At 54.5% G+C, this 13190-nt stretch carries 12 protein-coding genes; all 12 read right to left on the bottom strand.

Going from position 1 to position 13190, the window contains the following annotated elements; genetic code table 11:
- Window positions 1-93: 93 nt before the first annotated feature.
- Entirely contained in the window at window positions 94-972 is an 879-nt protein-coding gene (locus AABA21_RS25625; RefSeq protein ID WP_338254609.1) for a PfkB family carbohydrate kinase, read from the bottom strand.
- Window positions 973-1098: 126 nt separating this feature from the next.
- Window positions 1099-2058: an RNA-binding cell elongation regulator Jag/EloR gene (gene jag, locus AABA21_RS25620; RefSeq protein ID WP_338254607.1), complete on the bottom strand. Its 960-nt coding sequence runs from the start codon at window positions 2056-2058 to the stop codon at window positions 1099-1101.
- Between the two features lie 91 nt (window positions 2059-2149).
- Window positions 2150-3226 carry a YidC/Oxa1 family membrane protein insertase gene (locus AABA21_RS25615; protein ID WP_338254606.1) on the bottom strand — a complete coding sequence of 359 codons (1077 nt, stop codon included), beginning with the start codon at window positions 3224-3226 and terminating at the stop codon, window positions 2150-2152.
- A gap of 24 nt (window positions 3227-3250) precedes the next feature.
- Window positions 3251-3478 (bottom strand): membrane protein insertion efficiency factor YidD, encoded by a 228-nt coding sequence (gene yidD, locus AABA21_RS25610; RefSeq protein WP_126596228.1) that lies wholly within the window; start codon window positions 3476-3478, stop codon window positions 3251-3253.
- A gap of 1 nt (window position 3479) precedes the next feature.
- Entirely contained in the window at window positions 3480-3875 is a 396-nt protein-coding gene (gene rnpA / locus AABA21_RS39500) for a ribonuclease P protein component (RefSeq protein ID WP_420917172.1), read from the bottom strand.
- Between the two features lie 18 nt (window positions 3876-3893).
- The gene (gene rpmH, locus AABA21_RS25605) at window positions 3894-4028 is read right to left on the bottom strand and encodes a 50S ribosomal protein L34 (RefSeq protein WP_126596227.1); all 135 of its coding nucleotides are present in this window, start codon (window positions 4026-4028) and stop codon (window positions 3894-3896) included.
- Between the two features lie 252 nt (window positions 4029-4280).
- Window positions 4281-4973, bottom strand: a complete 693-nt coding sequence (locus AABA21_RS25600; protein WP_338254601.1) for an FHA domain-containing protein — start codon at window positions 4971-4973, stop codon at window positions 4281-4283.
- 101 nt (window positions 4974-5074) lie between these two features.
- Window positions 5075-6313: a vWA domain-containing protein gene (locus AABA21_RS25595; RefSeq protein ID WP_338254600.1), complete on the bottom strand. Its 1239-nt coding sequence runs from the start codon at window positions 6311-6313 to the stop codon at window positions 5075-5077.
- Window positions 6314-6467: 154 nt separating this feature from the next.
- Window positions 6468-8432, bottom strand: coding sequence for a protein phosphatase 2C domain-containing protein (locus AABA21_RS25590; protein WP_338254598.1), 1965 nt, complete (start codon window positions 8430-8432; stop codon window positions 6468-6470).
- Between the two features lie 12 nt (window positions 8433-8444).
- A complete protein-coding gene (locus tag AABA21_RS25585) occupies window positions 8445-10514 on the bottom strand; it encodes a protein kinase domain-containing protein (protein WP_338254596.1) in 2070 nt (689 codons plus the stop codon).
- A gap of 31 nt (window positions 10515-10545) precedes the next feature.
- Window positions 10546-11430: a PP2C family protein-serine/threonine phosphatase gene (locus AABA21_RS25580; protein WP_338254595.1), complete on the bottom strand. Its 885-nt coding sequence runs from the start codon at window positions 11428-11430 to the stop codon at window positions 10546-10548.
- Window positions 11431-11664: 234 nt separating this feature from the next.
- Window positions 11665-13089, bottom strand: coding sequence for a ribosome biogenesis GTPase Der (der, locus tag AABA21_RS25575; RefSeq protein ID WP_338254593.1), 1425 nt, complete (start codon window positions 13087-13089; stop codon window positions 11665-11667).
- Window positions 13090-13190: the final 101 nt, after the last annotated feature.

The following is a 13190-nucleotide window of genomic DNA, read 5'->3' as shown; positions in this document are numbered from 1 at the left end:
ATAATAACCTCAACAAACCATAGGTTCGGACCTCGCGTCCGATTATTTTATTCGGACACGAGGTCCGCATATAATCGGACGCGAGGTCCGAACCTATGAGATGCGGCGGCGTTGTTCGACCTGGGCGAGGGTGGGGATGCCGCTGATGCCGGTTTGTTCGATGGAGAAGGCGGCCACGCAGTTGGCAAAATCGACGGCCTGAGCGGGATCGCGATGGCGGTAGAGATGTGTCAGGAAGGCGGCGGCAAACACATCTCCGGCTCCCGTGGGATCAATTTCGTGCGCGCTATAGGCGGCAAAGCGGCTGGAGCGCCCCTGCTGAAACAGGGTAGCCCCGTGTCGGCCATCGGTGGCGACCAGTAGAGGAACGAACGTACTCCAATGGGCCAATAGCCGATCGGCCTCACCGCGATCACCGGAGGCAAAGGGCAGCAGATCATCATGGCTGAGTATCAACACATCCAGGGAGGGCAGTACCTTTTCCGCGTCTCGCCAGGGTGTCGGCCAGACACGCCCATCGGCGTCCCAACGCCTCAGCCAGCCTTGAGGGGTGGCCGCCAGCAACATACCTGGACGGCGGGGAAAGTGGGTCACCATCTCAGGATGCAGTTCCTGGGCAAGGGGTCCAAAGAGAACGATGCCGGCGCTATTGCGCCAGTCGAGGGGAATATCGGTCTCGGTAATATCGGCCCCCCGCGCATAGAGGTACTGGGTCCGAAAACCTTCATGATAGCGATTGGCGAATGTGGTCGTCTGGGGAGAAGAGGAGACGTGCAACGCGACCCCTGGCAATGTTGTCGATAAGAGTTGAGCCACCTCGAGGTCCGCGCATGTCACGATCGCCGTGTCCAATCCCAGGTGATAGGCGGTCTGGGCGGCAAAAGTAACGGTTCCACCGAGCACAAAAGAGCCATCTTCCTGCACATCACGGGTAACATGGCCGAGCGTTAAAAAATCGGGTTGTCGAGACACAAATAATTATCCTCTATTACAGGTTATTCCAAAAAAAGGGCAACATCCCTCTTTTTGGAATAACCTGTAAAATGCATGGGCGCCACGGGCGCTATTTCTACCACTGAATACAAATATGGCGGCGGGCTAGCGTGCCGGTCGCTTCAGTGAAATTACCACCCTGCGCTCTTCACCCTCTCCAATACTCTCTGTGCTGATGTCCTTACTATCAGACAAAGCGATATGTACGATACGGCGCTCATGCGGGGGCATGGCTTCCAGGGCGATTGAGCGGCGATAATTGCGCACCTGCTGTGCTACGCGCAGGGCCAGGGAGCGCAGATTCTCTTCGCGGCGCTCGCGATAGTTTTCGGCATCGACGATGATGCGCATGCGATGCTTGGTGCGGTGACTGACGATCAGGTTAACCAGTAGCTGCAGGGCGGCCAGGGTCTCGCCGCGGCGCCCGATCAGCAGGCCCAGGTTCTCATTGATACCACGTATATTCAGGGTCAGAGGACTGGTTGAGCGTACCTGCACCGTTGCATGAATGTTCATGTAACGCAAAATATGTTGCAAGACATCAACCGTAATCTCTACATCCTCACGGGAAGGATGCTCCACATCCTGCACAGTATCGCCAGCGCCAGCGGCAACGGCCTGCTCAACCAGCGGCTGCAGAGACGGCTCAGAGGAAGCAATGAAAGGCACAGGCTCATCGTCTTCGTCTTCTAGTTCTCCCTCGTCCTCATATTCGTACTCCTCATCCTCTTCTTCCTCCTCATCTTCCAGGAACTCCTCCTCGTCTTCTTCCTCGTCCTCATAGAGCTCCTCTTCTTCCTCGGGGAGAGGAATTTCGACATCGCCCGAGCCCAGTATAGCATCAGCCATTTCAGGGGTAATGATAGCACCTGCTTTGCCAGAACTGGTTGCCCCGGAACGAACAGTCACGCGTACGCGGGCATCTTTGCTCCCCAGACCAAATGCTCCCCGGCTGGGTTCCTGTAGAACAGCGATGTCCACCTCATCGCGGCGCTTTCCCAGGCGTGTTAGCGCCTGCGTGATCGCCTCGTCAACACTTTTGTCACTAGCCTCTATGCTTTCCACTGTTTCCGTGCCTCCCTGTAAAAATTATCTATGACCACGATCACCCTGTGGCAGGACAGGGTGATCGAATTTAGCATATTGCGAGCGCGGACTAGCGGGCCTTTTGCGAACCGCTACGTCTGCGAGCCGACGCACTTCCCCCACGTGGCCGACGTGTATACTGGGAAGGACCGCTACCGTTTGTTTTGGGAGTGGTCGTGCGCAACTGCGAAATTGCGTTGCTGTCGCTCTTGTCAACAACCTCTTTTTTGCTCTCAACCACCGTTGGCTTCTGAATACGAGATGTTGATGTGTTGCTTATCTTATCATCTTTGGGAGCCGAGCTACTACCAGCGCTTACTGGAGCGACTTCTTTTTTCATGTTCGGTGTAGTCAGCAGCGCACCCCAACCGGTAACAAAGTATTGCTGTACCGCCTGGAAGATCGACGAAACGGTCCAGTACAGGGCCAGGCCAGCTGGAAAAGTCCAACCAATGAAAACCGTGAAGAAAGGCATGATATACTGCATCATCTTCATCGACTGCTGGGTTGGGTCCCCGGCCACCGGCTTGCCATTACTTGTCGTGACAGGCGCAGTCTTTGGCTGCGCCATACGCAGCGAGACAAACGTTGCCAGGCCGGCCAGGATCGGCAGGACGTGCGAGGGGTCAGCATGCGATAGGGGGAACGTCCAGCTCCAGTTGACATGCAAGATGGGATTCAAAAATGAAAGCCAGGCAAACCAGTCTAAGGTCAGCCTCGGCAAACTGGTGAAATGGGGAACAAATGGATACAGGTGCGCGTTGATGTCAGCCAATTTATCTGTACGCACGCCAGTGCTAAGAGCGAAATACAGCCCATACAGTATTGGCATTTGCACTACCAGGGGTAAACAGCCAGCCACCGGGTTGACACCATACTCTTTATACATTGTCTGTATGGCCGCCATCTGCGCCTGCTGATCGTTGGCGTGCTTTTTCTTGATCTCTTGCACCTGCGGTTGCAATGCCTGGGTGGCTTTGGTAGATTTAAGCTGCTGCAACGTCAATGGGAAGAGGATCAACTTAATGACCAGCGTCAACACCACAATTGAGAGGCCAAAATCACCGAACAGGTTATAGAGAAGTATTAGACCATTAAAAATGGGGAACGTAAAAATGATATTAAAGAGATTACCTATCTCGCCCACAAGAACTCTCCTGCCTTCCTTGACCTAGTTACCCAGACGTTCTGGAACCGGATCATAGAGGTCACCGTGATAAAATGGTTGGCATCGGCCAATACGTTTAACAGTCATCCAGCCGCCACGGAAAAAGCCAAAACGTTGAATAGCCTCATATCCGTACTGGGAACATGATGGGGTAAACCGACACGATGAGGGCAGGACTACCGACAGCGTGCGCTGATAGACACGAATCAAGAAAAGTGCGATATATTTCACATTAAAAACCCTTGCGTGTATTCAACTCTTTCGTCTCCACCGGGTGGGCGGAGCCTTCCAGAAGTCGCGCTCTACGTAACAATGTAGATACATCCTGTATCAACACAGGTAAGCGTACACCAACGATCTGATTCCTTGCGCTAAAAACGATATCCCAACCGGGAGGAATATCCGCTAAAAGGGGGCGAACCGCCTCTGCTAGTAGCCGTTTAATATAATTTCGCTGAACTGCGCGTTTTGAAATGCGTTTACTTACCACAAAACCAACGCGCAATGTAGCTTGATCATTGGGTTTCCACGCGAGGATAAGCAGCCGGGACGCTGTACTGCCTCCCTGCTGCCTTACTCGCTGGAAATCACTATTCTTACGTAAGCGGAACGCACGGTTGAGTGCCACAATAATGTCTGTTCGAAGTTAAACAGTCAAGCTCCAGCGCCCTTTGGCGCGGCGAGCTTTGAGCACACGACGTCCATTGCGTGTGGACATACGTTTCATAAAACCGTGTTCGCGTTTACGCGGAATGCGTTTTGGTTGCCAGGTGCGTTTCATAAGACCCTTTCTTAGCCTCCACTCAAGATATCCCGTAGATTATAGCGAGTATCGGGCAGACTGTCAATTCTGATGGCAGTATTTACTGTTGGACTTTTCGCAGAATGTTACCTGGCAGTGAAGTCCGTCGCGTCCCTTCCAACCAATGAAACGTAGGCGTGATACCAGCAGAGAGGCCAGGCGAGCAGAAAAGTCTGTGCCGGCCTCTCAGTACTATGCTAACAGAAAAGTCCTCAATGATATCATTTTTTCTTACGGGGTTTTGAACCGTAAGAGGACACGACCGAGACGGATTTCGTCGTTGTCGTTCAGCGGCGTGGGCGTCTTGCCGGCCAGGCGCTGCCGATTGAGGAATGTGAAGTTTGTGCTGTTCTCATCCTCTAGCATATATTGGCCATTCTCAACAAAGATGCGCGCATGCAGACGGGAGACGCCGCCTTCTTCACCGCCATTAGCGGTTAGATCAACATCCGGATAGATGTTGCTGACGGGATCTTCACGTCCAATGGTGATGACATCTTTGCCACCAAGATCGAATTCCTGGTTGTCCGCCTCAACGATCAATCTGGCCTGCAGGGCTGCCGGGGCACCAGTGGGAGCCGCGGGGGCCTGCTGCTGCTGATCGGGTTGCGGAGGGGCGGCAGCCGGCTCTGGCGAGGCCTGAGCGGCTGGCTGTGCCGCCGCGACCGGCGCTGGCGCGCCCAGCAGGCTCACACCACAGTTGGAGCAAAATGCCTCACCGACAGGATTCTCCGCTCCACAGGAGGGGCAGGTCTGCGTTCCAGCGGCGCCCGCGGGGGCGGGAGCGGCTGGCGCGGCCGGCGCCTGGGCCTGAGGGGCCGGGGCGGCACTCGCATCCGCAGCGGTATTTAGCGGCTCGCCGCATTCATCGCAGAATGCCGACCCATCTGGATTTTCGTGGCCTAAAGAACATCGTACCGACATAAGAATTTTCCTTCCTCTGCCTTTTATTTTGTAACTACTCGGGTTTCCTTATTGTGCCTCCTGAGGCGGCACGCGAAAAAGGAGTAGGTTTTTCTATTATATTACGGAAGCAGATCGTCTAATCGCTGTGTAAGCTTACGAGTCTTATTTCCGATAGATTTTACCTGTTCCTGGGAAATCTGTTGTCCTTGGTTGATCTGCTCAATCGCCGAGAGTGTTTCCGCGTCCAGCACACGGGTGACGTTGGGCGCGATCTTGGTGGTCGCTTTACCGGTGCGTTTGTATTCGTCGAGAATGCGAGTTACCAGGCGCTGGGCATTGGATTTTTCGGCGAAGTTCATCACCAGGGCATTAACCTGCGAGTTCTGGTTGGGATCGCTGCTAAATGTGACCTTGATGTCCTCGCGAATCTTCTCACCAGTCAATCCAACGACGGGTACATCATAGCTCAATTCGGCCTGGGCAATACGGAAGAGTCCGGCTGGACGTGGATCGATCATCAGCTCGATCAGGACCGATTGCGGGGTATCCTTCTCAAGGTCACCCAGATTTATCACCACCTGGCGATCCGATAGCGCGGAAGCATCCACGTCGCGGATCAGCGGCAGAACCTTGACCGCTTTGCGCGGGGTGACGCCGGTTGGCAGGCGCAGCGTAACAGTAGCGTTACGAACCGCGACGGCCACCGCGCTTTGAACCTGCTGCTCGAAGATGGCCATGGCGTCAGCGGGTGATTTGATGAACTCGGCCGGCAGACCACCGCTCAATTGCCCGACATCATCCAGCAAGCTTTCATCCCAGTCAGAGCCGATGCCGAGAGGATAGATCGAGATGCCAGAGGCGGCGGCATCCCGTGCCAACTGGCGACAGCGATCGGTATCGCCATAGGTGACACCATCTGTCAACAGAATCATGCGGTTCACCGCGTTCGGAATATTCCAGCGACGCAGTTCTCCCAGACCCTGGATCATACCCAGAGACATCGTGGTACCGCCAGCATCCTGAATCCGATCGATGGCGGCCTTCATGCCTGGCTTGTCATTAGCAGGCATAGATGGAATGATGACCTGCGCAGTATCATCAAAGATGACTACCGAAATGTAGTCGCTGGGCTCAAGGCGGTCAATAACCATCTTTACCGCTTCGCGCACATTTCTTAATTTCGCACCCTTCATCGAGCCTGAATGGTCAATAACCAGGGCGAAATTCAATGGCATACGTACCTGTGCCATTAAAGCCGTCGGTTTGGCTTCTAATAACAGATATGCGAGCTGGCTACCACCAGTAACGGGCATATAATCTTTTCCTAATTGGTGGGCCAGAGTTACCTCTCCGGGCATGTTACATCTGCTCCTTTCGCATTCGGCTGGCTCCCTAGTATATCATAAATCTCTTCACCAACGACGGGAGCGCCCGCAGGTGCGGGGCTTGCTCCCGCTTTTTTCCCTCCGCTTTCGCGTCCCCGCCTGGTCAAAGAGATCGATAACACAGCTCTTAGCGTACAAAAACAACGACGGCGCTGACATTGTCCTCTCCGCCATTGGTATTGGCGACCTCTATCAATTGCGCGCTGGCGGAATGTGGATCTGGCGCGTGATTGAGGATATCAGCGATCTGGGGATCGCGTATCATTTCCCATAATCCGTCCGAGCAACTCAAGAGTATGTCGCCAGGATGAATCTGCTGCGTGAAGAGATCTACCTGAACATTCTGTTTATCGCCGATGCTCCGGAAAATCTGGTTACGCTGCGGATGGGTATATACCTCATCGGGCTCGATTAAGCCACCTGCCACCAGCTGCCCGACCAGTGAATGGTCGTTGGTCAATTGATATATTTTCTCGTCTCGTAACATATACGTACGACTATCGCCTACGTTGAAGATATACGCATGATCCCCTATAATCATAAAACCAGTCAGGGTCGAGCCCATGTCGGATTTGTCTTTCTGGTTGATCTGACATAGGGTGGTATTGGCATCTTCAATGGCTCCGCGCAGAAGCTCTTTGTAGCTTTCGTCGTCGGTCTTAGGAGCCTCTTCCCCTGCTTTCTCGGCCTGTAGGGGGGCCAGCAACAGCTCGCGGGTCACGCGCTCAGCGATCAAAGCGATCGTCGCCCGGCTGGCACCCTGCCCATTGGCGTGTCCGCCCATGCCATCGGCCACAACAAACAGGCCAGCGGGCGAAGAGATCGACTCGTGGACGCGCTCAAAAACCAGGGTCATGGTGCTGTCTTCGTTAGGCTCACTGCGCCTGACGGTCCCGGCATCGGAATCCGAGGCGGCGATCAGGTGTACGCCATTGGGGAAGGCCGATTGAGAGGCCTGTGGCTGCTCAACAACGTATGTGACACCCTGATCAACAAAGGTGTTGACGATCGCTCCCTGTAGCACCTGGGCCTCTCCGCCCTGCTGGGCGGACACAGGATACTCGTGCAGCAGATACGAGGCATTGAGCAGTTCTGCTCCACAATCGATGCAGAACTCGTCGCCTTCAGCGTTTTGCTCGGAGCCGCAGTTCCAGCAGTGTTGATACCCCTGGCGATCGGTGACCTCATAGGTGTGCTCATTCTCCGCATCGCTCAGCACCTGCATGACCTCGTAACGTCCACCGACGGTCTTGCCTACTTCTAAGAGCGGCAGACTCTCCGCGCTGCCCGCGGCTGGCTGCTCTGTTTCCTGGGGCTGCTGTTGAGTGGTCGGTTCCAATTCGCCTTCGTTATTGGTAGGCTCCAAGTTCTCCTCCTTCGCAGGCAATGCAGAAGCCTCGTCCTGCGGAGTGGAAACCTCTACATGTTCTGCCTGTTCACTTTTTTGATTCGTAGCCTCGGCCTCAGCCGGTTCCTGGGATCCATTCGGGGCCGCGCCGACCGGTACGGCGGCATAGTCCTGCTCCTGTACGGCCTGCTCGGTGGCGGCATTGGGCCCTTCATTCTGCGCTGCCTGGGACTGATAGATGGTCGTAGGCATGTCCGCGATATCAGGTGGGGCTGCCTGCTCACTGGCCGGCTGTCCATTGACCGTCTCGGGCCTGATCAGGAGCGTGGGGGCATCCGCGATATCGTCATAGGTTGTCCCCGACTGGTGCTCGTGCTCTTGCTGCCAGCGGCGCGCATGAAAGGCCAGCATCTGCTGGGGCGTCAGGATCTGCGTCGGTTCCTTGCTGACATCCTCGCTATCTTCGATGTTTTCGCCCTGAGAGGCGGGCTTCTCCGCGTATTCTTGCTTCTGCTCAGGGGCTGGCGTCTCCTGGTTCGGGGTAGGGGCCTGGGACTGGACGGCATCCTCAGCATGTGAGGAGGGCGGTGGCGTTCCCTGTGTCTGGGCCTGGTCTGTAGCTTCCTGCTGCCCCCCCGCATCAGACTGTGCGCCGGCCACCACTTCGACCGCTAATAGCTGTCCACAGCCTTTGCAGAATTTGGCATTGTCACGATTTTGTGTATGACACAACGGACAGAGCATTGCTGCCCTCCTTTAGAGTTGTTTTTGTAAACGGATCGCTTCAGCATTTTTAGGATCGAGGCTCAACGCCTCGCTTACCATCTGCCGGGCATCCGACTTCTTCTTTAAGTTGAAAAAACAGGTTGCCATCGCGCTATAGATCGAGGCGGAATGGGAATTGACTTGCTGCGCCCGACGCAGGGCACTTAAAGCATGGTTCCATTCTTTTTCCTTCATATGAGCGCGTCCCAGCTCATACCAGGCCTCCCATAAAGCAGGGTCAATCTGTGCGGCGTGGAATAGAGTAGAAATAGCAGCAGGGAGTTGATTCTTCATGTCGATGTAGATACGACCCAGTGCTATTAAGATCAACGCGTGATCCGGGTTAATCTCCAATCCTCGCTTCAGGTATGATACCGCCTCACCGGTCAGCCCCTGCTCTAAAGCTACCAGGCCCAGCTGGTAGTAGACGGCGGGATCATTGGGCGCGGTTTGCTGCGCCTGCTTGAAGGCCGTCATCGCCAATGGATACAGGGCCAGGTCCCGGTAACACATGCCCAGTTGAAAACGTGCATCCAGGGCGTCCGACTTCACGCGTAAGGCATCTTCAAAGTATTCAGCGGCATGCTTCATATTTTCTTTGAAGAACCTGGGGTCCGTCTCGCGCACCGATTGTCCGTATTGGCGGTGGACGCGCCCCAGATTATAGAGCGCATCGTAGGCCGATACCCCCTGGCTCTGTGCCTGCTTGAACTGGCGAATCGCCTCGCTATAGTTTTTAGCGGCCAGGGCTTGCAGGCCCGCGCGGTACGCCACCATCGGGTCTATCGCAGTCGGTGTACCCACCGGACGTGCCTGAATCGGCTGCGCCGGTCGCGGCTGAATCCTTCCATTTGATTGTACGGGCCGCGGCTTAATAGGTTGCGATTGAGTGGGTCGCGGCTGGATTGGTTGGCGTATCGGTCGCGCTTGAATCGGCGCACGCACAGCCTGCGCGCGTATCTGCGGAGGCGCGATCGTTACTCCTTGCACCAGTGGCTGTCCATCGCGTTTACAAAATTTCGCCCCCGGTCGATTCTGGAAACCACACTTGGGACAGATAATGCCACCCGCGACTCCTGAGGACGCGCCGGTATTGGTTGGCACGACAATCGTAGCATTGGGCGACATAACAGGCATCTGAATCGTGGTCGGGGCGGCGTTGGGTAAGCATTGCAGTAGGGCAACACGCATCGCTTCGGCGCTCTGAAAGCGCTGAGCGGGATCTTGTTGCATGGCTTTAATGATGACCTGCTCGACAGGGCAGACAGTCTTATTCCCTAATTGGACGGTCCTCAGACGGGGATTTTTTGCCAGCACACCTCCCGGGGGGGGCGTTTGAATCGGATCGGGTTCGTAGTTCGTAAGCAGGTGATACATGGTCGCTCCTAATGAATAAATGTCGGAGCGTGCATCGGTCTGTACGAGCTTTCCTGGATTATGGGCGGAACGTCGCTGACCGGGCATCGTAATCGAACCTAGATGCTCGGGTGAGGCATACGATATGGTCCCGAGATTTTCTGTATTGGTTCGCTTATTGGGATCGAAGCGGCGTGCAATGCCGAAGTCGATCAACTGCACCTCGTCATCCTGCGAGACCATGATGTTTCCTGGTTTCAAGTCTCGCAGGATGATAGGAGGGTTGCGTGTATGGATATAGGTCAGGGCTTCACATACCTGAACCATCCACTTTACTACCTGTTCCTCGGGCAGCGGTCCTCTGGCGTTCTCCAGGATCTTCTCAAGGCTACGCCCGGGCACGAATTCCATGACAAAGTAATAATTGCCTCGCTCTTGAAAAGGGAGCATCAGGGCAGCAATACGCGGATGTTTCAAGCCCCGTAACAGGGCAATCTCTTTATTGAAGCGGTCAATGGCCGCTTTACGATCTTCTTCGCTGGTGTTGGGGCTGATGAGCAGTTCTTTGACAGCATAATAATAGGGAGGAGTACCTGGCGGGGTTCCAATCTGTTCTACTTTGTAGACGGTGCCCATACCACCTTCGCCAAGAATCTGCACAATCTTAAATTTTCCGTCAAGGACAGTACCTATTGGGAGAGCCATACAAACTTATTCTCCAAGCGCGCTCACATGCTCAGTGGGCACTGATATGCACAACAATCGCTGAGATGTTGTCTTCCCCACCGTTGGCATTTGCCAGGTCGATTAAGGTGTCGCAAATCGTTTGCGGACTATTCTGCTCTTCGAGCGCTTTGAGCAGATCCTGGTGCCGTATCATTTCCCATAATCCGTCAGAACACAATAATAACTTGTCGCCAGGCTCAAGCTGTTGATTAAAAATGTCGACCTCGACGTGCTTGTGACCCGCACCCAGCGAACGATAGATCAGGTTCCTCTGGGGATGGGTGTAAACATCGTCTGGCTCGATCTGCTTCGACTCGACCAGCCGAGCAACCAGCGAGTGGTCCCTGGTGACAGGAGCTAATTTGTTCCCTCGTAACAGATACGTACGACTGTCGCCAACGTTGGCAATATACGCCTGATTATTTTGAATAAGCACGGCAGTAACCGTGCTGCCCAGGCCACGAGCTGATGATTTTTTCTCACCATAGCTCACGATTGCTTTGTTGGCTTGTTGTATGGCTGCTGATAGCTGTTCTCCAATTAAAGAGACCGCCTGCGTCTCAGGCAGTTTTTGCGTTTTTTGACCGGTAGGTGCATTTGCCGGGGTAGCATTTACTTTAACAGTCTTATTTGGATCCAACGCTGCTTTGTCCAGTTTGATGGTTGGCTGATCATGGACAGGCTTGAAGAAAAAATCTAACGCCTTACTGATTGTCTCAACGGCTAACTTGCTTGCCACCTCTCCTGCCTTATAGCCTCCCATGCCGTCGGCCACAATGAATAAACCGCGATCGCCATCTTCTGAAGATTCCACGCGTTTATAAGCATAATCTTCGTTCTGATCCCTTTGTTTCCCAACATCAGTTTTATCAGCAGCAGTAAGTTTTAAAAGCATAATAAATTACCTCACCCAAGCAGGAGACTCCTCTGTCCGTTACATGTCCACTATAGCATATAGTAGTATTCGTGACAATTGCGGCAGGCCGAATAACACATTTCTATAATTATTGCATGAATATGATCTACTTTTTTATAAGTTACATCATATATACGCAGTAAAAAGCCCTTCGGTTGTAGCGGCAGTCTCTGACCAGGTGAGGTCGTATTTCAGATGTGAGTGTCGCAGTTATCAGCGCCTGTCTTCGCGTTGCTCTTTGGCGGAGCGTGGCCTGAACTGCAGACGAATGGCGGTGCCTCTAAAGCTAAAGGCTTCGCGCAGACGATTCTCCAGGTAGCGCTCATACGAGAAGTGGACCGCCTCGGTGTCATTGACGAAAAAGACGAAGGTGGGCGGGTTGACCCGCGCCTGCGTCGCGTAGTAGATCTTCAATGGCTTGTGGCGAATGACGGTCGGACTATGGCGACGCGTGGCCTCCTGGACAAGCTCGTTGAGGCGCGAGGTGGGCACGCGCAGGTAACGCATCTCAGCGATCTTTATGGCCGCTTCAAGAATCGACTTGACATGATAGCCGGTTTTGGCCGAGGCGAACACGATGGGCGCATAGGGAATGAACTTGAGTCCCTCAGCCAGAATGTCGCGATACTCTTCCGCGCTCTGAATCTCATCGTTGGGATGGGCATAGACTCCTTCGCGCTCGTCCTTGCGCTGCTGCTGGGCCAGGTCCCATTTGTTGACGACGACGATGACGCCTTTGGCCTGGGCATGGATAGCTCCGGCGATATGTGTGTCCTGGGCCGCCAGACCCTCGGTGGCGTCCACCATCAGAATAGAGACGTCACTGCGCTCAATGGCTCGCTCCGATCGGAGCACACTATACTTTTCGACGCCGACTCCGATGCGGCCACGGCGGCGAATACCGGCGGTATCGACCAGGCGGATCTTGTGTCCTTCGAACTCGATGGAGGTGTCGATCGCGTCGCGGGTAGTTCCCGGCACGTCGCTGACAATGGAGCGCTTTGAGCCGGTGATGGCGTTCAAGAGCGAGGACTTGCCGACATTTGGGCGCCCGACGATGGAGATGCGAATAAGACCCTCTTCATCCTCTTCTTCCATCTCCTCGGCGGGTGGCAGTTCCTCCACAATACGGTCCAGCAGATCGCCGGTGCCTATACCCTGGATAGAAGAGATCACGATGGGTTCACCCAGACCCAGCGCGTAGAATTCGACCGCGTCCATACGGCGGTCTTTGTTGTCGGCCTTGTTGGCGGCCACGATAACTGGCTTCTTGGTCTGTCGCAGCTGATGGGCCACGTCCTCGTCGGCGGCGGTAATGCCGGAGCGTGCATCAACCATAAACACAATGACGTCCGCCTCTTCAATGGCCAGCTGGGCCTGCGACATCACATGATTCATCAAATCACCAGGCTGACCATGCAGGCCGACCTGCCCCACGGGTATACCAGTGCCAAGCTCCAGGCCACCGGTGTCAATTAAGGTGAAGTCGCGTCCGTTCCAATCGGTATCTCCATAGAGGCGATCACGGGTGGTGCCCGGCATATCTTCAACAATGGCGAGGCGCTCGCCAATCATACGATTAAAAAATGTGGATTTGCCGACGTTTGGTCGGCCAACAATAGCAACAAGCGGCTTCATAAATGCCCCTCCACCCTTTCCTGGTGCAAAACAATCCTCTATCGCGTACCCGCGCCCTTTCCGGGCGCAGCGCGTGGGTATTATAACACAATCTACCATCG

Source organism: Dictyobacter halimunensis (assembly GCF_036245075.1).
The sequence above is the reverse complement of the archived record's forward strand: the minus strand, read 5'-3'. Positions and strand labels throughout refer to the sequence as shown.